The organism is Amycolatopsis sp. lyj-346 (assembly GCF_046548975.1).
Classification (GTDB): domain Bacteria; phylum Actinomycetota; class Actinomycetes; order Mycobacteriales; family Pseudonocardiaceae; genus Amycolatopsis.
In genome coordinates this window covers 904,633-926,720 of the sequence record NZ_JAJPWT010000001.1, presented here as the reverse complement: position 1 = coordinate 926,720, position 22,088 = coordinate 904,633, and the positions used below count along the sequence as shown (strand labels likewise).

Here is a 22,088-nt window from a genome sequence, read left to right as displayed (position 1 = left end):
GACGGCTTCGCGTCCGCTCCACACCCGTGACTCGGCGGTGCGCTTTCTCGCGCCCGCAAGAAGTTCCATCCCCTCGGTGCGCTCGGGCGCCATCGCCGTTCTTTCGACGGGCGCACCCCATGAACCCGCAAGGGAACCCTAAATGAAGGAGAAAAACCCCATGCAGACGTGGGCAAAGCGCGGACTCCAGACCGCATTTGTCACGGGTGGGTTGCTGATGCTGGGCACCGGCATCGCCTCGGCTGACGAGAACGTCAACCCCGACACCCCTGCCTCGCCGCTCGACCTGAACGTCACGGCTCCGATCCAGGGAGCCAACAACGCGGTCGGCACCCCCTTCGGCCAGCTGGACCTGCCCGCCGGGCAGACGGAGCTGAGCACCAAGCCCGTCACCAAGCCGGCCAACGAAGCCGCCAAGCAGTTCGACGAGGCGAGCCCGGTCAGTGAGAGCGCCTTCGGCGCGAAGTTCACCCCGAGCCACAACAACCTCAAGGGCAACAAGGTCGCGGGCGACATCGTCGTCCCGATCCAGATCGTCGACAACGCGATCGGCGTGCTCGGCGACGCGCACGTCGTCGGCGGCGACCACTCGCAGACCTGGACGCACGACCAGGACGTCAAGACGACGGGCCAGGACTCCAGCCTCGCGGGCAACGCCGTCGTCCTCGACTGGGCGCTCCCCGTCCAGATCGCCGGCAACGGCGGCGGGGTCGCCGGCGGCACCGGCCGCGTGACCGGTGGGTCGGCCAGCCAGAGCACCACCGAGACCGGGGACGTCGACACCAACGGCGACGGCTCCGCGCTCTCCGGCAACGTGGTGGCGGGCCAGTTCGCCACCCCGGTGCAGGTGACCGGCAACGCCGCTTCGTTCCTGCTCGGCAACGGGCAGAGCCACGACTACTCCGCCGACACCGTCGCCACCTCCGGTGGCTCGCTGTTCAGCTCCGGCGACCAGGCCTCCGGGTCGGGCAACGTGGTCGGTGCGCCGATCGCCCTGCCGGTCAAGTTCAACTGCAACTCGGGTGCCGTGTGGGGCTCGCTGTCGAACTCCGACGGCTGCAACACCTCCGCCGACGCCACGGCCGGCGCCACCCGCACGGGCAGCCTCGGCATCCCGACCTACCTCGAGACCAGCGGCGACGACTCGTTCCTCTCCGGCAACGGCGGGGCGGCCTCGCTGTCCCCGATCGCGAACGTCGCGGGTGTCGCGGGCTCGTGGATCGGCAACGCCTCCTCGGGCATCCCCGCCGCCGGCAGTTCCTCCAGCACTGTCGACTCGGGTGGCTTCGTCAAGACCACCGGTGACGACTCGAGCGGGTCGGGCAACGTCCTCAACCCGTCGGTCGCGCTGCCGGTCGAGGCCTTCGGCATCGGTGGCACGTACATCGGCCAGGCGAACGCCGCGCACGACAACACGACCGACGCCAACGCCGGCAACGGCAGCTACACCAAGGGCAACGGCGCCTTCCTCGGCGGCAACATCGTCAACACCCAGGCCGCGGGCGCGCCCGAGGTCTTCGGTATCGGCGGCAGCCACATCGGCAACGCGACCGGCACGGCGACCGAGGACAAGACGGTCACCGCCGGGGCGTACGACGGCACGCAGGGCAACGACTCGGCCGGCTCGGGCAACCTCGTCCAGGTGCCGGTCGGCCTGCCCGCCGAGGTCTTCGGCATCGGTGGCTCGTTCATCGGCCAGGGCACCGGCGCGGCCGACGAGACCAAGGTCGTCTCCGGCGGCGGCGGTGGCAGCACCGTGGACGACGGCGGCTTCCTGAGCTCGAACCTGGGCACGGTCCCGCTGTCGACCCCGGTGCAGGCCGCCAACCTCGGTGGCGCCCTCATCGGCCAGGGCCACGGCAAGGGCTCGACCGACACGACGTCCAACGCGGGCGGCGACGTCAAGGCCAACGGCCCGGCGGGTGCCGGCGCGGGCAACATCATCGAGGCCCCGGTCGCGCTGCCCGTGCAGGCGATGGGCGTCGGTGGCGCCCTCGGCGGCATCGGCACCGGTGAGAACGACAACATCACCGACGCGACGGCGGGCGGCGACGCCGTGACCGACGGCCGCGACGGTGCGCTGACCGGCAACATCGTGAAGGCCCCGATCGCGGGCGCCGGCACGGTCTTCGGCAACGGGATCGCCGGGGCCGCGCTGGGCACCGGCGCCGGCACCAACGACGTCGAGTCGGAGGCGGGCGGCGACGCCACCACCAACGGCGACCGCGGCAGCGTGGCCGGCAACATCGTCGGCGTCGACCCGCTGGCGGTGGCGCAGGTCTTCGGTGACGCCGTCAGCGTCGCGGGTGTCGCCAAGGGCACCGGCATCAACATGACCGAGGTCGAGAACTCGGGCGACGACACCACCTCCGGTGTCGAAGGCGCGATCTCCGGCAACATCCTCGACCTGCCGGTGACCGCGATCGCGCAGGTGTTCGGCGACGCGGTGACCGTGGGCGGCGTGGCGCACGCCATCGGCGAAAACACGCTGACCACGCAGAACGGCGGCAAGGCCGTCACCGCGGGCGACCACTCCAGCCTGTCGGGCATCAACGCGTACCACGCGTTCGCGCTGCCGGTGCAGATCTTCGGCGTGCCGCTCGAACTGCTCGGGGTCGCCACCGCGTACGCGACGAACGCGACGAGCATCGACGACGAAGCCGTGGACGCCATCGCGTTCCCGGCCGAAGGGTCGGAGCTCGCGGCCGACGAGCTGCCGTCGCTGGCGCCGCTTCGCAGCGGTCTGCCCACCGCCGGTGGCATGCCGTCGGTGGACGGGCTGATGGGCAAGCTGCCGGTCGGCGGACTGGTCGGCGGGCTGCCTGCGCTGGACGGGCTGACCGGTGCGCTGCAGACCAGCCAGCTGCCCACCCAGGGCCTGCCCTCGGTGACCGGGCTCGCGAGCAACCTGCCGACCGCCGGGCTGCCCACCCAGGGCCTGCCCGCGCTGCCGGTCGCGGCTCCGCTGGCCACCGAGCGCGCCGACGTGCCGCAGCTGACCAGCCCGCTGTCGGGTGCTTCGCAGCTCCCGCAGCTGCCGGCCCCGGCGCTGCCGAAGCCGGCCCTGCCCACCACCGCGGCGCTGCCCGCGGTGAACGGGCTGTCGGCGTTGGGTTCCCTCGGGGGTCGCGGCACTGAGCGTGCGGATGTGCCGGCTGCCGGCCTGCCCGTCACGCTGCCGGCCGTGGGTGGCGCTCCGGCGCTGCCGAAGCTGCCCGCGGTTCCGTCGCTGCCCACCGCCTCGGCGCTGCCCGCGGTGAACGGGCTGTCGGCGTTGGGTTCCCTCGGGGGTCGCGGCACTGAGCGTGCGGATGTGCCGGCTGCCGGCCTGCCCGTCACGCTGCCGGCCGTGGGTGGCGCTCCGGCGCTGCCGAAGCTGCCCGCGGTTCCGTCGCTGCCCACCGCCTCGGCGCTGCCCGCGGTGAACGGGCTGTCGGCGTTGGGTTCCCTCGGGGGCCGCGGCACCGAGCGTGCGGACGTCCCGGCCACCGGCCTGCCCTTCGAGGCCCCGGCCCTGCCGGTCGCCCTGCCGACCGCGCTGCCGGCCGCCCCGGCCGTGCCGGTGAACGCCAAGCTGCCGGTGCTCGACAGCACCCCGCAGGTTCCGGCGATGTCGGGCCTGGACTCCACTGGCTTCCTCGCGAAGCTGATGGGCCTGGTCAAGCGCAAGTAGTGCGGTGATGCCGGCGGGTTCTCCGGAACCCGGGGAGCCCGCCGGCCCACGAACTCCGCAGTCACGGAGGCAGGCGCTCCACCGCGCCGCGAGGGCAACCTCGCACGGAGCGCTCAAGCGACGTGACCGCGGACGCGGGCCACCCGCGAACACCGAATAGCACTCCTTCCCTGGAGACGACGAGCCCCAGGAGCCGCATCGGCTCCTGGGGCTCGCTCGCGTCCGCGGGGCGGATCAGGAGAACTGGAGAGAACGCTTCGCCAAGCCGTGCCAGAAGCCGTCGATGACCGTGCGGCCGGAGCCCTCGTCCGAGGTGGCGCCGAGGGAGACGAACAGCGGCGCGAAGTGCTCGATCCGCGGGTGTGCGAGCGCCGCCGCCGGCGCCTTGTGCCGGAAGTCGAGCAGCGTGTCGACGTCACCGCTGCGCAGGACCTCGTCACCCCAGTCGTCGAACTCGGCCGACCACGCCGGCGGCGTCCCGTCGGTGGCGCGGGCCATCCCGCTCAGGTTGTGGGTGAAGAAGCCGCTGCCGATGATCAGCACGCCTTCGTCGCGCAACGGCGCGAGCTTGCGGCCGAGGTCGAACAGCTCCTGCGGGTCGAGCGACGGCATCGAGACCTGCAGCACCGGGATACCCGCGTCCGGGTACATCTCCACCAGCGGCACGTAGGCGCCGTGGTCGAGGCCGCGCTCCGGGGCGTCGTGCACCGGCGTCTCCGCCGAGCGAAGCAGCTTCCGGACCTTCTCCGCCAGCTCCGGCGCCCCGGGAGCGGCGTACTGCACCTGGTAGTAGCGCTCGGGAAAGCCCCAGAAGTCGTACACGAGAGGCACGGTCGTCGTCGCCCCGATGGTCAGCGGCGCCTCCTCCCAGTGCGCCGACACGATCAGGATCGCGCGGGGCTCCGGCAGGGCCGCGGACCAGCCGGCCAGCTGACGGGTCCAGGTGGCGTCGTCGGCGAGCGGCGGGGCGCCGTGGCTGAGGTAGAGAACCGGGGTGCGGGTCATCGAACGCTCCAGTGCTTGAAAGTTCAACTACTGGAGTAGACGACGCTGTGCCCCGGGATATTCCTCAGGCGGTGGGTGGCGGTTCCGCGTCGAGGGCCTGGGTCATGGAGGATTCGAGAGGTACCGGTAATTCGGAGATGGAGCAACCATGACGGACGCGGTGGCCGACGTCGAGCGCGCCATGATCGCGATCCGCCGCAGCCAGCAGCGGCGTGCCCTCAGCCGGATCGGCAAGGCGAGAGGCCGCGGTGCGCACGATCCCGTGTTCGAGCTGCTCGACGTCGTCGAAGAGCTCGCCGAACGCGGGGAACCCAGCACGGTGACGGCCTTGAGCGCGGCGATGGGCGTCGACCAGCCGCGCGCCAGCCGGCTCGTGGCGCGCGCGGTCGAGCAAGGGCTGCTTCGCCGCGAAGCCGATCAGCGAGACGGACGGCGGGCGGTGCTCGTGCCGACGCCGGCCGGCCAGGCGCACCTGGACGAGCTGCACACCTTCCGCCGCGGGGTGTTCGCCGAGGTCATGGCCGACTGGCCGGAGGAAGACCGCGAGAACTTCGGCAGGCTCCTCACGGCTTTCGTCCGCGGGTACAGCGCTCTCGGTTAGTCGTGCGAGAGGTCGACGAAACGGCTGTAGTGCAGCTGGTGCGCCACGGTGATCGTCGCCGTGGGCCCGGCGCGGTGCTTCGCGATGATCAGGTCCGCCTCGCCCGCGCGCGGGTCGTCCCGCTCCCAGGCGTCGGGGCGGTTGACCAGGATGACGAGGTCGGCGTCCTGCTCCAGGGAGCCGGACTCACGCAGGTCGGACAGCATCGGGCGCTTGTCCGTGCGCTGTTCCGGACCACGGTTCAGCTGGCTGATCGCGATCACCGGGACCTCGATCTCCTTCGCCAGCAGCTTCATCTGCCGGGAGAACTCCGAGACTTCCTGCTGCCGCGACTCGACGCGCTTGCCCGACGTCATCAGCTGGAGGTAGTCCAGGACGACGAGCTTGAGGTCGTGCCGCTGCTTCAGCCGGCGTGCCTTCGCGCGGATCTCCATCATCGTCATGTTCGGCGAGTCGTCGACGAACAGCGGTGCTTCGGAGACCTCGCTCATCCGGCGGGCCAGCCGCGTCCAGTCGTCGTCGGACATCTTGCCGCCGCGCATGTCGGCGAGGCGGATCTTGGCCTCGGCCGACAGCATGCGCATGACGATCTCGGTGCGGCTCATTTCCAGCGAGAAGATGACGCTGGTCAGGCCGTGCCGGATCGACGCCGAACGCGCGAAGTCCAGGCCGAGGGTCGACTTGCCGACACCGGGCCGGGCCGCGACGATGATCATCTGCCCGGGGTGCAGGCCGTTGGTCAGCTCGTCGAAGTCGGCGAACCCGGTCGGGATGCCCTGTGACTGGCCGCCGCGCGAGGCGATCGCGTCGATCTCGTCCATCGTCGGCTGCAGCAGTTCTTCCAGCGCGACGTAGTCCTCGCTGGTCCGCCGCTCGGTGACGTCGTAGATCGCGGCCTGCGCGCGGTCGACGACCTCGTCGATGTTCGCGCCGTCGCCCGCCGCCGCGCCGTAGCCGTACTGCACGATCCGGGTGCCCGCCTCGACGAGCCGGCGCAGCACCGCCTTCTCCGAGACGATCTCCGCGTAGTACCCCGCGTTCGCCGCCGTCGGCACCGTCGCGATCAGCGTGTGCAGGTAGGGCGCGCCGCCGACGCGGCCCAGCTCCCCGCGCCGCTCCAGCTCGGCCGACACCGTGATCGGGTCGGCGGGCTCGCCGCGGCCGTAGAGGTCGAGGATGCAGTCGTAGATCGCCTGGTGGGCCGGCTTGTAGAAGTCGTCGGGGCCGAGCGCCTCGATGACGTCGGCGACCGCGTCCTTCGACAGCAGCATGCCGCCGAGCACGGACTGCTCGGCCGGGATGTCCTGCGGCGGCTGGCGGTCGAAGCCGCCGCCGCCGGGGTCGCTCGGACCCGGGTCGGACTCCGCGTACATCGGACTGCGGTCGTCGGTCAGCGCCACCGCCCCGGACACCTCCTCATTGTGTCGAACACCCGTTCGATTATGCCGGATCTTCGCTCTCGAAGCACGTGGCTGGCGCCCGCACCTTCGTTCACCTGACCTCGTCCCCCGATGATCGGCGACAACGCCGGCCGGCTGCCGCAGACACGCGGAGCGCCACCGTGAGTACAGGCCCGAGCGGGCACGCTAGATCCCCCGGAAGGCCGATGGCAATTCAGGGTGGGGACCCTTCTGTGGACAACCTGTGGATGAACGGGGGTAACCAATCACAGGTGCCGTGAGAGCTGTGGACAAGTTGGGGACAAGCGTGATCGGCTTTGGGGAATCCGCTGGTCAGCGACTGTGTACAAGGTGTGGAGAACTTGCGGAAAACTCGTCCGGCGTGTCGCGGGAAGTCCGTCCTTCGGCGTGTCGTGGACCAGCTCGAGCCCATTGAACCGGGCGGCCTGTGGATGAATATCACGGAGGGTAGACGCGTAACCCGGTGGGCTGAACGGCTGGTGGATCAGGCCGCGGTGAGCCGGCCCTGTGCGCTGCGTAACCGGTCGGCGAGAACGCGCTGGTCGGCCGGGGTGCAGGCGATCCGGTTTTCGCCGCGTCCCGGAATCTCCTCGGTCAGCCACCGGCCTTCCGACGTATCGATGTAGTTCACCGGGCGTTCGATCCGGTGCCGCGCGCCGGTGCGGCTGCGGGCCGCGACGTAGAGGCTCCCGCTCCCCATCCGGCGCAACGCGAGGATGCGGCGGAGCTCGTCGGCCTCCTGCGAACCCTCGGCCGGACGGTCGCTGCGAAGCACCGCGAACCCGCCTTCGTCGCTCCGGGCGGTGCCCTCGATCTGGCTCTTCGGCACCGCGAGCGGCGTCCCGCGGCCGGGCGCCAGCTTCGGGATCTGGCCGAGGAAGTCGTCGAGCAGCTCCCCCGGGCGCGAGGACTCGAGCACGACGACGTCCAGCTCCTCGTGCTTGGCCAGCACGAACGCCTCGCCCCCGGCGCTGCCGGCGAGCAGCCGGTAGCTCACCGGCTTGCCCTGGAACCCGCCGTCGATCCAGCCGTAGTACTCCAGCTGCGGCCGGGCGACCGCTTCGATCGTCGCGACGAACCCGGGGTGCATGCCACGCGGGCCGAACAGCCCGGCCTTGGCGAGCTCGGCGTTGGTCCGCTCGTCCTCGGAGCGCTGGGCCTCGTCGCTGTACCAGGTGGGCGTCTCGGAGAGCACGGTGTGCGGCTCGCCGCCCCGGCGCCGGATCAGGTTGACCAGGGTGCCGGTCGTGATGGTGACCTGCCTGTCCAGCACCGCTCTTGCCCCCAGTAAGAATCGGACACAGTAAGAATCGGACACAGTGAAGATCGAACTCGGTGAACCCGGTGATCGCGGAAGACGCCGGGCGCGCCCATCTTGGCACGCGCCCGGCGGGCCTGCGTGCGCTACTCGCCGATGACCGGCGGCGCGGTCAGCTCGTCGGTCCCGAAGATGTCGTTCGGGTCGTCGCCGAGCAGGTACTTCGACGTGCGTTCGTCGTCGCCACCGCCCTGGCCCCTGGCACCGCCGGGGTGCATGCCGCCCATGCCACCCATCCCGGAGGCACCGGCGCGGCCCGCGGCCGCGCCGCCCATCGCCCCGCCGGCACCCGCGCCGCCGCGACCGGCACCGGCCGCGTCACCGGCGCCGGGCATGGCCGCTCCGGTCGAGCCGCCGGGCCCGAAGCCCCCGCCGCCCGGCCCGAAGCCCGCCGCCGGGTCGCCGATCCCGCCCGAGCCGCCGGGCCCGAAGCCGCCGCCGGGGATGGCGAAGTCGCCCGCGCCGCCCGCACCACCGGGCCCGAAGCCGCCGCCGGCCCCGGGGATCTTCGGCGGGGTGAATCCCGACGAGTGGGTGCCGTCACCGAAGTTCGGCGGGGTGTAGTTGCCCGCCCCGGGGATCTTGGACGGGTCGTAGTTCCCGCCCGGGATCTTCGAGGGGTCGAAGCCCGGAATGTTGGAGCGGTCGTTGAAGCCCGGCACCTTCGACGGGTCGAAACTGCCACCGGGGGTGTTCGGCTGGCCGGGGAAGGACGGCACGGTGCCGGGTGCCGGCATGTTGACGCCGGGGACCGAGCCGGTCCCGGTCCCGGTCCCGGTTCCGTTGCCGTTGCCGTCGCCCGAGCCGTTGCCGTCGGTGCCGCCCGGCTTCTTCTTGCCGTCCTTGCCGCCGTCGACGTTGACGTTCTCCTGCTGGCCCTCGAGCGCGGCGTACGTCGGCATCTTCTGGCCGTTGTCGTTGCTCGCCTTGTAGTAGGTGTTGAAGGCGTCGACGTTGGCCTGGCCCTTGGCGTTGTAGTCGCGGATCGCCCGGTCGGTGTCGGTCGTCCACGGCGTCACCGCGTTGAGCAGGTTGTTCTTCGGCGGGTCCTTCGGCACCGGCTGCACCTGCGCGTGCACCGTGGTGAAGGCGCTGTGCTGCTCACCGAGGTACTTGTCGGAGTCGGTGAGCTTGGTGCCGGAGTCCTCCATCCACACCCGCAGCGGGTGGGCGCCGGCCTGCTGCGCCGCGTCGGCGCCGCCGCCGGTCCAGGCCGCGTCCATCTCCTTGGCCAGCGCGTCGATCGTGCCCAGGCGTTCCTGGTAGGCACCCTTCAGCCGGCTCGCCGCCGACTGCCCGTTCTCGATCGAGCCCGGACCGGGACCGGTGGTGATCTTCTCCCAGATGTCGTAGCAGTCGATCTTGCGTTCGCCCTGCACCGACGTGTGGTCGTCCGAATGCGTCGTCGCCATGTTGTACGCGGCGAAGCCGCCCAGGAGCACCAGTTCCAGCATCTCAGCCTCCCAAGGTGTGAATCATCGCCTCGCCGAACTTCATCGCGACCGGGCACGGGTCGGCCGCCCCGGCGCCGTTGTCGTACTGAACCAGGATGTTGACCACCAGCTCGTCGGTCACCGCGACGAACAGGCCGCACTTGCCGTTCTTGCGGTCGTCCACCGCGGCGGCGTAGACACCCGGGTACCCGGCGGCCTGGGTCTCGCCCCAGTAGGCGTCGTTCGCCTTGGTGTCGTAGACGTCCTGGAGGCCGTTCTTGTTCGCCGTCACCGTGGTCACGTCGATCTGGTTGCCCGGGTCGGCGGTTTCCTGGAACGTGCAGCTCGGGCCGTTGCCCGTGGTCCGCGGCTCGCCTTCGCCGAGGCCCAGCGAGGAGCGCCCGGACGCGTCGATCGTCGCGCAGGCGTCCGAGGTGATCGACCCGGTCTTCAGCGGGCTGGGCACCCTCGGCGCGGTGTCGGCGGTGGACCGGGTGGTCTCGCTGCCCGACTCGGCCGTGGACGGCGCCGGGTTGGCGGTGCCCCTGGTCGTGCCGCCGCAGCCGGCGAGAGCGAGCACGGCAACGGCCAGCGCCGGGACGGCGGTGAGTCGTCGGTTCACGTGGCCTGGTTCCCCGTCTTCGAGAGGTCGGTGAGGGTGTCCGACTCCTTGGTGGTGATCTTCTGCTTCGCGGCGGTGAGCGCGTCGATGTAGTTCTTGACGTATTCCTGCATCTTCCGGTTCTGCTCGAGGAACGCCTTGCCGGACGGGTTCGCGAGCTTCTCCCAGTCGCCGCTGGCGAACTCCTTGCCGGGCGCCTTCACGTTCGCCATCAGGTTGGCGTCGACGTAGTCGCGCTTCAGGTCGGACTGCAGGTCCTGCCACTTCTTGATGACGCCGTCGATCTTGTCGGCGTCGAACGTGAAACCGCCGCCACCACCGGCCGGCGCGGACATGTTGACCTCGTTACCCATCCCGATCCATCCCCTTCGCGTCCGGCGCCCATTCTCCTCCGACGGCGCCGCGGTGTCCGAGGTTCCCCGGAAAGCGTGAAGGCGGGCCGCCCACCAGGGGGCGACCCGCCTTCACACGACGTACAGCTTTACTGCGCGACGGCCTTGACCTCGAGCCGCACCTCGACCTTGACGTCCGGGTGCAGCCGGGCGCCGACCGAGTGCTTGCCCACGGTCTTGATGTGGTCGCGGAGCTCGATGACGCGCTTGTCGAGCAGCGGGCCACCGGCCGCCTTGATCGCGTCGACGATCTCGCCGGCGGTGATCGAACCGAAGAGCTTCTTCGAGCCCTCGGCCGCCTTGCCGGTGAGCTGGATGGCGCCGAGGCCCTCCAGCGTCGCCTTGATCTCCTTGGCGTGGTCGAGGTCGCGGATGCGACGGCTCTCCTGCGCGCGCTGGATCGTGCGGACGTTCTTCTCCGCGCCCTTGGAGGCCGCGATCGCGTAGCCCCGCGGGAGCAGGTAGTTGCGCGCGTAGCCGTCCTTGACCTCGACGATGTCGCCGGGGCCGCCCAGGTTGGCCACGTCCGTGGTGAGGATGATCTTCGCCATGTCAGTGCCCTCCCTTAGCGCGCGGTCGAGGTGTAGGGCAGCAGCGCCATCTCGCGGGAGTTCTTGACCGCGATGGCGATGTCACGCTGGTGCTGGCTGCAGTTGCCGGTGACGCGACGGGCACGGATCTTGCCGCGGTCGGAGATGTACTTCCGCAGCAGGTTGGTGTCCTTGTAGTCGATCAGTTCCGGGCGGCCCTTTTTCTCGGCCTTGCAGAACACGCAGACCTTCTTCTTGGGCTTGCGAATGGGTGGCTTGGCCACTGGTTACTCCTGGAAGTTCAAATCTGTGTGGATGTGTACGAGATCAGAACGGGGGCTCGTCCGAGAAGCCGCCGCCGCCACCGCTGCTGGCGGCCGGGGCGGAACCCCACGGGTCGTCGGCAGGCATTCCGCCGCCGCCGCCGCGGTTTCCGCCGCCACCGCCGCCGCCGCCGAAGTCACCACCGCCGCCGCCACCGCGGCTGACCTTGTTGACCTTGGCCGTGGCGTAGCGCAGCGAGGGGCCGATCTCGTCGACCTCGAGCTCGACGACGGTCCGCTTCTCGCCTTCCTTGGTCTCGAACGACCGCTGCTTCAGGCGGCCCTGCACGACGACGCGGGCGCCGCGGGTCAGGGACTCGGCGACGTTCTCCGCCGCCTGCCGCCAGATGTTGCAGCGCAGGAACAGCGCCTCGCCGTCCTTCCACTCGCCCGACTGCTTGTCGAGCGTGCGCGGGGTGGACGCGACGGTGAAGTTCGCGACCGCCGCACCGGACGGGGTGAAGCGCAGCTCCGGGTCGGACGTCAGGTTGCCGATCACCGTGATGACGGTGTCTCCAGCCATCGGGATTCCCCTTCGGCTCAGGCCTTGGCGGCGGCGGGCTTGGCCGCGGCGCGCTTGACCTCGCGACGCATGACCTTGGTGCGGAGCACGGTCTCCTGCAGCGAAAGCTGGCGGTCCAGCTCCTTCACCGCGTCCGAGGACGAGTTCAGGTCCAGCAGGGCGTAGATGCCCTCCGCGTGCTTCTTGATCTCGTACGAAAGCCGGCGCCGGCCCCAGACGTCGACCTTCTCGACGCTTCCGCCCGAAGTGCGGATGACGTTGAGGAAGGTGTCCAGCGTCGGAGCGACAGTGCGCTCGTCGAGCGTGGGGTCCAGGATGACCATTACCTCGTAATGGCGTGACACAACCACTCACCTCCTATGGGCTCGCGGTCACGGACTGTCCGTGACAGGAGGGTTTGTCCAGGTAAGGCTACCTGGGGGTGCCTGCGGGGCCGGACGGCGGGGTCAGCCGGCCCGGCGCAGGACCCAGGTGCGGACGAGCCCGGCGGTCACCCCGGCGAGCACGATCACCGCGAGCAGCATGGGCAGCTGCACGTCGTTCGACGCGCTGTTCGAGGCCAGCGACTGCGCGTTGCCGGCGTCGCGGATGTCGGCGCCCTGGCCGCTCTGGTCGCCCTGGCCCGCCTGCGGGGCGGACGCGTCACCGGGCAGGGTGCCGTTCGCCGGGTACCGCACACCCGGGGCGACGGCCGTACCGGCGGTCGCCGTCGGGATGCCGCTGTAGTCGCGCATCGGCGCGCTGCCGCCCGTGCCGCCGGCGGTGCCCGGGTTCAGGTTCGAGAGGTTGCCGCCGGCGCCGCCGGGGCTGGTGCTGGTGCCGGTGCTGCCCTGCGGAGTGCCGGCGTTGCCCGGCTGGCCCGGGGTGCTCGGCGCCACGTAGTTGCCGGCGAGCAGCGTGAGGCCGCAGCCCTTGGCGACCGTGTTCTCCACGCTGTTCAACGTCTTGTTCCAGTCGAGCCCGAGTCCCCAGGTGCCGGAGTTGGCCAAGGCGGTGCGCACCGCCTTGCCGATCGCGGCGCCGGTCACCTCGCCGCCCGCGGCGTTCGGCACCTGGCCCACCGGGATCGAGTGGTTCTTGGCGATGGAATCGCCCGCCCAGCTGCCGATCGCGACGGTTCCGGCGTTGTTGGCGCCGTTCGTGACGAGGGTCTTCACCGAGGCCCCGTCGATCGCGACCTGGTCGCCCATCTGCCCGGTGACCGAGCCCGTGCAGCTGTTGCTCACGAGGGTCGTCGCGGCGGCGGCGGTGCCCGTGGAGAGGAACGCGCCGCCGGCCATGAACGCGGCAATGGCGGTGACGGTCAGGATCTTCCGCACGGGCGCTGTCCTCCAGGGAATTACGGGGGCGTCGTTCCAGGCAACACCAGAATGAACGACCGAGATACGTGAAAGATACTCGGCAGTTGGCTCAATTTGCAGCGGCCATCCGGCGGATCACCCACGTGCGGACGAGGCCCGCACTGACTCCGGACAGTGCCAGCACCGCGATCAACAGGGGCAGATTCGACCCGTTCGTGAAGCCGTCTGAGGCGGAGGGTAGCGCTTCGGCTTGACCCGCGGTCTGGACGCCGGAGTTGCCGTCGGCCGCGCCATCCGGACCGCTGAGGCCGTACTGCGGGGCGTAACCCGGGATCTGGCTGCCGTACCGGATCGCCGGCGACGGCGTGAACAGGCCGGCCGTCGCGAACGGGATGCCGCTGTAGTCGCGCATCGGCGCGTAGCCCGTGCCGAGGGTGAAGGGGAAGCCGCCGAACACCGGGGTGCTCGCGAAGCCGGGCAGGAGCGGGCTGTTGGCGTCCGGGATGGGCGTGGTGCCCGCCGGGGTGCCACCCTGCGGCGCGCCCCCGGACCCACCCTGGGCGGGTGGCTGCTGCGGGCTGCCGCCCGTGCCGCCGGGCTGCTGCGGCGCGGGCTGGCCGCCGCTGAGAGAGCGGAGGCCCTGCTGGGCGCCGCCGGTCACGCCCTCGACACCCTGGTTGAGCGCGCTCGCCGCGGGGGCGCCGACCACCGGCACGGGGGACACGACGGTGTTCACCACGTTCACGGTGACCTTGCAGACGGTGTTGAGCAGCCCGCTCACGGTGGTGGTCAGCACGGTGGTCGCCTGGGTGACGAGGCCCAGGTCGATGAGCGGCAGACCGAGCAGCGAGCCCTGGACGCGGTCGCCCGGCTTGGCCGAAACGGTGCTGCCGCAGGGCACGGTCTTCGTGTCCGCGGAGGCGGTGCCGGGCATCCCGAGCACGGCTGAACCCGCGAGCACGACCGCCGCCGCACCGAGCGCTGTTGCCCTCCGTGTCCGGTCCTGCATGCTCACCGCCCCTGGTGTCGTCGCCTTCTTCCCAGGACAACGACGCTAAGGCAGCAGGGTGACGCCCGCTCGTTCAGAATTGTCCGGCATTCGGGTGGAAGGCGACGTCACCGTGCGTCAGGCGGGGCTGCGGCGGATCCAGGCCCGGACGAGCGCGGCCGCGACGATCGCCAGGGCCAGCACCGCGAGCAGCATCGGCAGCTTCGCCGGCGGCGTGACGCCGGGCAACGCCTCCGCCGTGCCCGACTTCTGGGCGTCGACGGTCGGTGGCGGCAGCTGCTGACCCGGGATGATCTGCGCGATCACCGGCGCCTGCACCAGGCTGCCCGGCAGCAGTGCGGCGTTGGTGAAGATGCCCGAGATGGCGTCACCCGGCAGGCCCGCGTTCCCCGGTCCGGTGACGATCGGGCCGGTGCTGCTGCCCGGCGGGTTCGGCCCGGGGCCCGGCGGCGGGGTCGGGCCGGGCGGCGGGGTCGGGCCGGGCGGAGTGGGAGGTTGCGGCGGGTTCGGGTCCGGCGGGATGGGCAGCGGCGGCAGTTCGCCTGCCACGCCCTGCGTCAGGTTGCCGACGGCGTTGACCGTGCCCTGCGCGGCCGGGCAGACACCCTTCGCCGCCGCGTCGCCGACCACCGGCAGCCGGCCGATGCCGAGGGCCTTCACGGTGTCGCCGAGCGGCAGCGTGAGCAGGGGTGCCGAGCCGTTCGTGTTCCGCGAACTCGAGTCGAGGCCGACGGTGAGCTGGTTCGGGGCGTTCAGCGGGGCGCCGGCGTCGAGCGTCAGCCCGGAAGAACTCCCCTGCTGCAGCGTGGCCTCGCAGCTCCCGCCGAGGGTGGGGTTGGTTTCCGCGACCGCCGGCGCCGCGAGCGCCGCTGACGCCGCGAGCGTGAACCCCAGTGCGGTGATCCGGGCGACGTGCTTCCCCATCATGCCCCTCCGGCAGTCGGACCGATCTGGATCACGGAACGCGCTCACGGTACTCCACGAGCGTCACCAACCGGCTCAAGTGGCCGAAAATGGAACCGGAGTACCGTGCTCGGCATGCTGATTGGCGCCCATGTCCGTGACGACGACCCGTTGACCGCGGTCGCCGACCGCAAAGCCGACGTCGTCCAGTTCTTCCTCTCCGACCCGCAGGGCTGGAAGGCCCCGAAGCCGCACCCGCAGGGCGAGGCCATCGCGGCCGACCCGGTCGAGGTGTTCATCCATTCGCCGTACCTCATCAACGTGGCTTCGCTGAACAACAAGATCCGGATCCCGTCCCGGAAGAACGTCACGCAGCACGCGAACGGCGCCGCGGCGATCGGCGCGAAGGGCCTGATCGTGCACGGCGGGCACGTCGGCGCGAACGACGACGTCGAGGCGGGCCTGGACAACTGGCGCAAGCTGTTCGAGCGCGAGCAGGAGAAGGGCGGCTTCAAGGTCCCGATCCTGATCGAGAACACCGCCGGCGGCGAGAACGCGATCACCCGCGACCTCGACGTCATCGCCCGGCTGTGGGACAAGGTCGGCGAGTTCGGCGCCGGGTTCTGCCTGGACACCTGCCACGCGTTCGCCGCGGGCTGGGACCTGTCGACCGCCGTCGAAAAGGTCAAGGCCATCACCGGCCGGATCGACCTGGTGCACCTCAACAACTCCCGCGACGAGTTCGGCTCGACCCGCGACCGGCACGCCAACGTCGTGCGCGGCGACGGGACGATCGACCCCGAGGCGCTGGTCGGCGTCGCCCGCGAGGCGGGCGCCCCGGTCGTCGTCGAGACGCCGGCCGACGGGCAGGCCGCCGACATCGCCTACCTGCGCGAACAGCTGGGTTAGACGGTTACGGCCCGCCGGCGGCGCCGGGTGGCGTTCGGGATGATCACGTCCCGGGCGCCGTCGAGGAAGCCGCCGGCCGGGTCGTCTTCGCCCTCCATCCGCACCAGGTCGGTGGCCGGGCGGTAGATCTCCCGGACCACCAGCACGCACAGCGCGACGACGGCGAGGTCGCGGACCACGACCGTGCCGAGGAACCAGCCTTCGGGCAGGCCCTTGTGGTCGACGCCGAGGTAGTAGAACATCCGCGGCACCCACACGACGGCGTCGATCAGCATCCAGCCGAGCAGCAGCCGCCAACGCGGGATGGCCAGCACCGCCAGCGGGACGAGCCACAGCGAGTACTGCGGGCTCCACACCTTGTTCGTCAGCAGGAACGCGGCCACGACGAGGAACGCGAGCTGGCCGACGCGCGGACGGCGTGGCGCGGCGAGGGCGAGGTAGGCGATCCCGGCGCAGCAGCCGAGGAACAGCACGGCCACCGTGATGTTCAGGTACGTCGGTGTCTGGTTCTTCTGCAGCACGCCGTCGAACCCGGCCCAGCCGGTGATGTACGAGAAGACGTTGTAGAGCGAGTCCGGGTCCATCGGCCGCAGGGTGCTCATCCGGAAGAACTCCCACCAGCCGCGGGTCGCGGTGAGGATGAACGGCGCGTTCACCGCCAGCCACGTCGCGACGGCGGCGCCCGCGGTCTTCCAGAACGGCGTCAGCCTGCCCGCGCGCAGGCACAGCGCGAACAGCACGCCGAGCAGGAAGAGCGGGTAGAGCTTCGCCGTCGCGCCGAGCCCGAGCAGGAGCCCCGCGAGCAGCGGCCGCTTCCGCGCCCAGGCGAGCAGGCCGGTGGCGGTGAACGCGGTCGCGAGCGCGTCGAAGTTGGTGAAGGCGTGCACCAGCACCAGTGGCGAGATCGCCACCAGGACCATGTCCCACGGCCGGCGTCTCACCGTCCGGCCGGTCGCCCACACGGTGACCAGCCACGCGGCCGCCAGGAAGAACGCCGTGATGTCGAAGTAGATCGCCACCGGCAGGCCGCCCGGCAGCCAGCCGGCCTCGGCGACGTTGTACCAGCCCGCCGCGAGCTTGGCGTTCGCCCACTGGAAGAGGCCGGTGAGCACCGGGTACTCCATGTACCGGGTGTTGTCCTCGGCGGTCTGGGAGCTTTCCTTCCACGACGTGTAGTACGGGAAGGTGCCCGGCCGGTCGAGCCGCTCGGAGCCGTAGAGCGGCACGATGTCGGAGTAGCACATGGCCACGAACGGACGGCCCGCGCGCCAGTCGAGCTGGGTGGCGCCGCTGGAGTCCTGGTACTGCTGGATGCAGGAGCTCTTGCCGAACCAGCACAGCACCAGCGCCAGGGTGGCCAGCAGCAGCCCGACGCGCTGGGGTGACCAGAACCAGTGCCTGCCCACCGCGGCGTGCTCACCCAGCGGGCCGCCCAGCGGTCTGGTGACCGCCGCCGCGAGCGGTTCGTTCCAGCTCGGGACGATCCGTTCCGCCCGGGTCAGCGTCACGGGAGCGGGTTCCGCCTCCCGCGTGGTCTCCTCTGGCACGAGGCGGATCGTATCGGTGATCGGTGTGCGCGGCGGTGAAGCCGGTGATCATGCGGGATTCGCGTAGTACGAGGCCAGGACCTCCGCCGCCGCGCCGCGGGCGACGAGCTCCTCGCCGGAGGTGTCTTCGACGACCTCGATGCGCTGCCAGTGCGGCAGCGGGAGCAGTTCTTCGAGCCGGGCCGCGACGGCTTCGCGGTGGACGTCCGGCTCGTCCCGGACCGCCCGCCCGGCCAGCACGATCCGTTCGAGGTCGAGCACCTGCACCAGGTCGGCCAGCCCGATGCCGAGGAAGCCGGCGGCGGCCCGGGTGTCCGGCGCCCGCTTGGCCATGATCTCGACGCAGCCGCGCCGCCCGCACGCGCAGCGCGGGCCGTCGAAGGCGATCGTGGTGTGGCCGAATTCACCCGCGTTGGTCCGCGGGCCGCGGTAGAGGCGCCCGTCGATCAGCAGGCCGACGCCGATGCCGGTGCCGACGAGCACCACCGCGGTCGCCGTCGGCTCGCCGTGCGGCCAGAGCCGGGCGAACGCGGCGGCGTTGGTGTTCTTGTCGAGCGTCACCGGCAGCCCGGTGCGCCGCTCCAGCAGGTCGCGCAGGGGCACGTCGTGCCAGCCCGGCATGTTCGTCGCGGCGCGGACCAGGCCGGCGCGGTGGTCCAGCGGGCCGACCGCGCCGAGGCCGAAGCCGAGCACGTCGAAGCCGTCGGCGAGCTCGAGCGCGGTGGCCCCGATGGCGTCGACGGCCTGCTCGGGGGTGAAACCGGGCGGCAGCGGGCCGCCCGCCGTCTCCTCGACCTCGCCGACGAGGTTGGTGCGCAGCACGCGGTACTCGTCGCGGTCGAGGCGCGCGCCCAGCGCGTGCTTGGCGCTCGCCCGGATGCGCAGCGCCGTGCGGGGTTTGCCCACTGCTCCACTGCGCTGCTGCCGCTGTTCGTCCAGCAGGCCGGTGCCGAGGAGTTCGGGGACGATCTTGGAGACGGCCTGCTGGGTGAGCCCGGTGCGTTCGGCGAGCTCCACCCGGCTGAGGCCGCCCGCCCGCAGGATGTGCGTGAGCAGCAGGGCACGGTTGTGTGCGCGCACGTCGCGCAGGTTCACCCCGGTGTCCGCCATGGGCAGGATCTTCGCACGTCTGGTCAGTTAGGCAACGCTGTTGTTTAATGGCGGCATGGCGGACGACTTGCGCGTGGGCATCCTCGGGTACGGCATCGGGGGACGCGTCTTCCACGCTCCCCTGGTGGCGGCGACGCCCGGGCTCACCCCGGCGGTGATCACCACGTCGGGCAACGCCGCCCAGGCGCGCGCCGACCACCCGGGCGCGGAGGTCGTGCCCGGCGCCGACGCGTTGTTCGAGCGGGCGGGCGACCTCGACCTCGTCGTGGTCAGCACGCCGAACCGCACGCACGTGCCGCTCGCGCTGCGGGCGATCGAAGCCGGCCTGCCGGTGGTCGTCGACAAGCCGTTCGCGCCGACCGCCGCCGAAGCCGAGCGGGTCGTCGACGCGGCGAACGCGGCGGGCGTCGGCCTGACGGTCTTCCAGAACCGGCGGCTCGACTCCGACTTCCTCACCGTGCGGAAGGTTCTCGACTCCGGACGGCTCGGCGAGGTCTTCCGCTTCGAGTCCCGCTACGACCGCTGGGTGCCGAAGCCCAAGGACAACTGGCGCGAGTTCGGCGACCCGGCCGAGGCCGGCGGCCTGCTCTACGACCTCGGCGCGCACATCGTCGACCAGGCACTGCAGCTGTTCGGCCCGGTCACGCGCGTCTACGCGGAAGTCGACCGCCGCCGGGACGGCGTCCAGGTCGACGACGACGTCTTCGTCGCGCTGCACCACGCGAACGGCGTCCGCTCGCACCTGTGGGCGACCGCGCTCGCGGGCACGCAGAACCCGCGGTTCCGGGTGCTCGGCAACCGGGCGACGTTCACCAAGTACGGCCTCGACGTGCAGGAACCGCAGATCAAGGCGGGCCTGCGGCCCGGCGACGCGGGCTGGGGCACCGAGCCCGCCGGGGACGCCGGGAAGCTCGGCGTCGGCCCCGAGGTCGAGACCGTGCCCACCGAGGTCGGCCGCTACGAGCAGTTCTACGCCCAGGTGCGTGACGCCCTGCGCGGCGAAGGCGGCTTCCCGGTCGACCCGGCGTCGTCGGTCGCGGCCCTGCGCGTGATCGAGGCGGCCCACCGCTCCGGCGTCGAAGGCACCGTGGTCGAGCTCTGACCCCCTGACTGGCCGTGACCTCGATGACCCCCAGCTCCGAGGTCACGGCCTCCTCCCCGGCCCGGCGTGCTCACGGGCCGAAGTTCGCTTGACCGGTGTCGTTCCCGTTCCCGTCGCCGCGGCGGTCGCGCCGGTCGTTGCCGCGCCCGCGGTCCTGCTGCTGCTGCTGGTCCTGGTCGTCGTCGCGGTCGCCGCGGCCGATGCTGAAGCGCTGGTCCTGCTGCTGTTGCTGGAGCTGGAACTGCAGCTGGTCGTCCTGCGGCGAGGTGATCGCCTGGACCCGGTCGAAGCGCTCGGCCGGTTTGCCGGCCAGGTAGAGCTGCATGAACCGCTGCCACACCGGACCGGCCACGGCCGACGGGGTCAGTGGCGCGCCGGTCGGGCCGCGCAGGGCCTTGTCGCCGTCGCTGCCCACCCAGACCGCGGCGGACACCGAGGGCGTGTAGCCCACCATCCACGTCTGGGAGTTCGAGTTCGCCGCGGACGCGGGTTCGTCGTCGCCGGGCGTGTGCTGCTGGGTGCCGGTCTTGCCCGCGCACTCGTGGCCGGCCGGGCAGGACAGCCGCGAGAACGGGATCACCGGCGCCAGCGCGGCGGTCACGTTCCCGGCGATCTGCCGGCTCCGGCCGCGGTCGTTGTCCGCGAACGCGTCCGTCGCGCGGACGTCGGCTTCGTAGGCGGTCTCGCCCTGGGAGTTCGTCACCTTCTGCACGAAGTGGCGGCCGCGCTGGACGCCGCCGGCGGCGAAGGTCGCGTACGCCGCGGCCATGTCCGCCGGTGTCACCGCGGTCTGGCCGCCGCCGATGGAGATGTTGTTGTCCCCGGTGAACAGCACGCTGCGGCCGCCGTTGTCCTTCGTGCGGATGCCCGCCTCCTGCGCGGCTTCGGCCACCCCGCCCGGCTTCGTCACGTTGAGCACCATGTCGTAGAAGACGGTGTTCGTGGACCGCTGCATCGCCTCGGCCACCGTGCACTGCTCGGAACAGCTGCTGCTGGTGCCGGCGTTGCGCACCGGCAGCGGCACGTCGGGGAACGTCCGCGGCGAGCGGCCGTCGAACATCGCGTTGAGCCCGCGGCCGCCCTTGAGGAACGCCGTCAGGTCGAACGGTTTCATCGACGACCCGGGGTTGTGCGGTTCGTCCGCCCAGTCGCGCCCGGCCTGGTCCTCGCCGTTCGGGCCCTTCACGATCGGCGCCCCGCCGTAGTAGGCGAGCACGCCGCCGGTCTGGGGGTCGACGGCGACCAGCGCGTCGAGGATGCGGTCGTCGGTCTGCTCGGCCATGCCCTCGGCCACGGCATTCTCGGCGGCTTCCTGCGCCTTCGAGTCGATCGTCGTGAACACCTGGAACCCGCCCGAGTAGTACTTCTCCTCGGGAATCCCCGCCGCGGCCAGCTCGGCCTTTACCTGCTTCTTGACGAAGGGGTTGAGCGTGGTCCCCTGCCGCGATTCGACGAGCGGGACCGGCGTCGGGAACTTCGCCGCCTTCCGGTCGGCGGTGGTGAGGTACCCGTTGCGCTGCATGCGGTCCAGGGCCGTGCCCCACCGGTCGCGCGCGACCGTCGCGTTCTCCGAACGGCCCGGCTGCTGGATCAGCCCGGCGAGCAGGGCGGCCTCGGAGTAGGTGAGCTGGGCGGCGTCCTTGCCGAAGTACGCCTGCGCCGCCGCCTGGATGCCGTACGCGCCGCGGCCGAAGTAGATGATGTTGAGGTAGGCGGTGATGATGTCCGCCTTCTCGTAGGTCTGGTTCATCTTGAACGACTTCGCGAGCTCGACCCACTTGCGCGTCAACGTCGGTGCGTCGTCGCCGGAGGCGTTCTTGATGTACTGCTGCGAGATCGTCGAGCCGCCGCCGGACCCGCCGGTGGCCTGGTTGTAGGCGGCCCGCAGGATGCCGGAGACGTCGAAGCCGGAGTTCGTCTCGAAGGACGCGTCCTCGGTGGCGATCACCGCTTTCTTGACGACGTCCGGGATCTGGGCCGGGTCGAGGATCTGCCGGTTCCCGCCGGCGGGCACGTCCTTGCCCATCTCGGTGCCGTCGGCGTAGAGGTAGGTGACGGCCTGGCCCTGCGACTGCGCGACGGTGGCCGGCGAAGGCACGTCGACGGCGACGTACGTGATCACGAAGGCGACCGCGGGCACCAGGAAGAACAGGCCGGACAGCACGTACAGCACCCGGCGGACGGTCTTCCAGCGGCGTTTGCGCAGGTCCGGCAACGGGGCCGGTTCCGGTGACAGGGTGCCGTCGTCGGCGGGGCCGTCCGGTTCGGCCGGCTGCGGGAGGGGCCGGCGTGGCTGGTAGCGACCACGCGGAACCGGCCTGCGGCCGGACCTCGAGCGATTTCGGTCGGTGTACACGGGCCGTCCT

20 protein-coding genes are annotated in these 22,088 nt (G+C 71.4%); 4 read left to right on the top strand and 16 right to left on the bottom strand.

Translation table 11 applies throughout. The features are described from left to right. Positions 1-160 precede the first annotated feature (160 nt). On the top strand, positions 161-3,673 hold the full coding sequence (locus tag ACLJQE_RS04575; RefSeq protein ID WP_410637666.1) for a PE-PGRS family protein: 3,513 nt from the start codon (positions 161-163) through the stop codon (positions 3,671-3,673). Positions 3,674-3,907: 234 nt separating this feature from the next. Here ACLJQE_RS04575 and ACLJQE_RS04570 read toward each other — a convergent pair whose 3' ends face one another. Continuing rightward, the gene (locus tag ACLJQE_RS04570; protein ID WP_410637665.1) at positions 3,908-4,678 is read right to left on the bottom strand and encodes a dioxygenase; all 771 of its coding nucleotides are present in this window, start codon (positions 4,676-4,678) and stop codon (positions 3,908-3,910) included. A gap of 148 nt (positions 4,679-4,826) precedes the next feature. Here ACLJQE_RS04570 and ACLJQE_RS04565 point away from each other — a divergent pair, with 148 nt between their 5' ends. After that, positions 4,827-5,279, top strand: coding sequence for a MarR family winged helix-turn-helix transcriptional regulator (locus tag ACLJQE_RS04565; RefSeq protein ID WP_410637664.1), 453 nt, complete (start codon positions 4,827-4,829; stop codon positions 5,277-5,279). Here the strand turns inward: ACLJQE_RS04565 and dnaB are convergent. The 12 genes from dnaB to ACLJQE_RS04505 all read right to left on the bottom strand — a co-directional run bounded on the left by dnaB (position 5,276) and on the right by ACLJQE_RS04505 (position 15,075). Beyond that, positions 5,276-6,679: a replicative DNA helicase gene (gene dnaB, locus ACLJQE_RS04560; protein ID WP_410638318.1), complete on the bottom strand. Its 1,404-nt coding sequence runs from the start codon at positions 6,677-6,679 to the stop codon at positions 5,276-5,278. The two genes, ACLJQE_RS04565 and dnaB, sit on opposite strands and share 4 nt — an antisense overlap. A gap of 505 nt (positions 6,680-7,184) precedes the next feature. Beyond that, positions 7,185-7,973 (bottom strand): ESX secretion-associated protein EspG, encoded by a 789-nt coding sequence (locus ACLJQE_RS04555; protein WP_410637662.1) that lies wholly within the window; start codon positions 7,971-7,973, stop codon positions 7,185-7,187. Between the two features lie 131 nt (positions 7,974-8,104). Then, on the bottom strand, positions 8,105-9,472 hold the full coding sequence (locus tag ACLJQE_RS04550) for a hypothetical protein (RefSeq protein WP_410637661.1): 1,368 nt from the start codon (positions 9,470-9,472) through the stop codon (positions 8,105-8,107). A gap of 1 nt (position 9,473) precedes the next feature. Continuing rightward, positions 9,474-10,073, bottom strand: a complete 600-nt coding sequence (locus tag ACLJQE_RS04545; protein WP_410637660.1) for a DUF3558 domain-containing protein — start codon at positions 10,071-10,073, stop codon at positions 9,474-9,476. Then, entirely contained in the window at positions 10,070-10,426 is a 357-nt protein-coding gene (locus tag ACLJQE_RS04540; protein ID WP_410637659.1) for a hypothetical protein, read from the bottom strand. The genes ACLJQE_RS04545 and ACLJQE_RS04540 overlap by 4 nt, the downstream gene beginning before the upstream one ends. Positions 10,427-10,554: 128 nt before the next feature. After that, a complete protein-coding gene (gene rplI, locus ACLJQE_RS04535) occupies positions 10,555-11,016 on the bottom strand; it encodes a 50S ribosomal protein L9 (RefSeq protein ID WP_410637658.1) in 462 nt (153 codons plus the stop codon). A gap of 14 nt (positions 11,017-11,030) precedes the next feature. Beyond that, positions 11,031-11,279, bottom strand: coding sequence for a 30S ribosomal protein S18 (rpsR, locus tag ACLJQE_RS04530; protein WP_003098744.1), 249 nt, complete (start codon positions 11,277-11,279; stop codon positions 11,031-11,033). A 43-nt stretch (positions 11,280-11,322) separates the two neighbouring features. Beyond that, a complete protein-coding gene (locus tag ACLJQE_RS04525) occupies positions 11,323-11,841 on the bottom strand; it encodes a single-stranded DNA-binding protein (protein ID WP_285987441.1) in 519 nt (172 codons plus the stop codon). 17 nt (positions 11,842-11,858) lie between these two features. Next, complete coding sequence (rpsF, locus tag ACLJQE_RS04520) at positions 11,859-12,185, bottom strand: 30S ribosomal protein S6 (protein ID WP_176742059.1); 327 nt, start codon at positions 12,183-12,185, stop codon at positions 11,859-11,861. A gap of 102 nt (positions 12,186-12,287) precedes the next feature. Then, the gene (locus ACLJQE_RS04515) at positions 12,288-13,121 is read right to left on the bottom strand and encodes a hypothetical protein (RefSeq protein WP_410638317.1); all 834 of its coding nucleotides are present in this window, start codon (positions 13,119-13,121) and stop codon (positions 12,288-12,290) included. A gap of 130 nt (positions 13,122-13,251) precedes the next feature. Next, the gene (locus ACLJQE_RS04510; protein ID WP_410637657.1) at positions 13,252-14,151 is read right to left on the bottom strand and encodes a hypothetical protein; all 900 of its coding nucleotides are present in this window, start codon (positions 14,149-14,151) and stop codon (positions 13,252-13,254) included. 117 nt (positions 14,152-14,268) lie between these two features. Then, positions 14,269-15,075: a hypothetical protein gene (locus ACLJQE_RS04505; protein ID WP_410637656.1), complete on the bottom strand. Its 807-nt coding sequence runs from the start codon at positions 15,073-15,075 to the stop codon at positions 14,269-14,271. A gap of 114 nt (positions 15,076-15,189) precedes the next feature. On the opposite strand from ACLJQE_RS04505, the gene ACLJQE_RS04500 reads away from it, so the two are divergent. Further along, positions 15,190-15,963 (top strand): deoxyribonuclease IV, encoded by a 774-nt coding sequence (locus ACLJQE_RS04500; RefSeq protein WP_410637654.1) that lies wholly within the window; start codon positions 15,190-15,192, stop codon positions 15,961-15,963. Here the strand turns inward: ACLJQE_RS04500 and ACLJQE_RS04495 are convergent. Both ACLJQE_RS04495 and ACLJQE_RS04490 read right to left on the bottom strand, forming a co-directional pair. Continuing rightward, positions 15,960-17,510 carry a glycosyltransferase family 87 protein gene (locus ACLJQE_RS04495; protein WP_410637653.1) on the bottom strand — a complete coding sequence of 517 codons (1,551 nt, stop codon included), beginning with the start codon at positions 17,508-17,510 and terminating at the stop codon, positions 15,960-15,962. The genes ACLJQE_RS04500 and ACLJQE_RS04495 overlap by 4 nt on opposite strands. A gap of 48 nt (positions 17,511-17,558) precedes the next feature. Further along, complete coding sequence (locus tag ACLJQE_RS04490) at positions 17,559-18,620, bottom strand: ROK family transcriptional regulator (protein ID WP_410637652.1); 1,062 nt, start codon at positions 18,618-18,620, stop codon at positions 17,559-17,561. Between the two features lie 55 nt (positions 18,621-18,675). Between ACLJQE_RS04490 and ACLJQE_RS04485 the strand changes: the two genes are divergently transcribed. After that, the gene (locus tag ACLJQE_RS04485) at positions 18,676-19,722 is read left to right on the top strand and encodes a Gfo/Idh/MocA family oxidoreductase (RefSeq protein ID WP_410637651.1); all 1,047 of its coding nucleotides are present in this window, start codon (positions 18,676-18,678) and stop codon (positions 19,720-19,722) included. A gap of 70 nt (positions 19,723-19,792) precedes the next feature. On the opposite strand, the gene ACLJQE_RS04480 is transcribed toward ACLJQE_RS04485, so the two are convergent. Further along, positions 19,793-22,078 (bottom strand): transglycosylase domain-containing protein, encoded by a 2,286-nt coding sequence (locus ACLJQE_RS04480; RefSeq protein ID WP_410637649.1) that lies wholly within the window; start codon positions 22,076-22,078, stop codon positions 19,793-19,795. Between the last annotated feature and the right edge of the window lie 10 nt (positions 22,079-22,088).

Coding starts and splice junctions, on each gene's coding strand:
- ACLJQE_RS04575 (WP_410637666.1), top strand. CDS start 161: ATGCAGACGTGGGCAAAGCGCGGACTCCAGACCGCATTTGTCACGGGT.
- ACLJQE_RS04570 (WP_410637665.1), bottom strand. CDS start 4,678: ATGACCCGCACCCCGGTTCTCTACCTCAGCCACGGCGCCCCGCCGCTC.
- ACLJQE_RS04565 (WP_410637664.1), top strand. CDS start 4,827: ATGACGGACGCGGTGGCCGACGTCGAGCGCGCCATGATCGCGATCCGC.
- ACLJQE_RS04550 (WP_410637661.1), bottom strand. CDS start 9,472: ATGCTGGAACTGGTGCTCCTGGGCGGCTTCGCCGCGTACAACATGGCG.
- ACLJQE_RS04540 (WP_410637659.1), bottom strand. CDS start 10,426: ATGGGTAACGAGGTCAACATGTCCGCGCCGGCCGGTGGTGGCGGCGGT.
- rplI (WP_410637658.1), bottom strand. CDS start 11,016: ATGGCGAAGATCATCCTCACCACGGACGTGGCCAACCTGGGCGGCCCC.
- ACLJQE_RS04525 (WP_285987441.1), bottom strand. CDS start 11,841: ATGGCTGGAGACACCGTCATCACGGTGATCGGCAACCTGACGTCCGAC.
- ACLJQE_RS04515 (WP_410638317.1), bottom strand. CDS start 13,121: ATGGCCGGCGGCGCGTTCCTCTCCACGGGCACCGCCGCCGCCGCGACG.
- ACLJQE_RS04510 (WP_410637657.1), bottom strand. CDS start 14,151: ATGCAGGACCGGACACGGAGGGCAACAGCGCTCGGTGCGGCGGCGGTC.
- ACLJQE_RS04505 (WP_410637656.1), bottom strand. CDS start 15,075: ATGGGGAAGCACGTCGCCCGGATCACCGCACTGGGGTTCACGCTCGCG.
- ACLJQE_RS04500 (WP_410637654.1), top strand. CDS start 15,190: ATGCTGATTGGCGCCCATGTCCGTGACGACGACCCGTTGACCGCGGTC.
- ACLJQE_RS04490 (WP_410637652.1), bottom strand. CDS start 18,620: ATGGCGGACACCGGGGTGAACCTGCGCGACGTGCGCGCACACAACCGT.
- ACLJQE_RS04485 (WP_410637651.1), top strand. CDS start 18,676: ATGGCGGACGACTTGCGCGTGGGCATCCTCGGGTACGGCATCGGGGGA.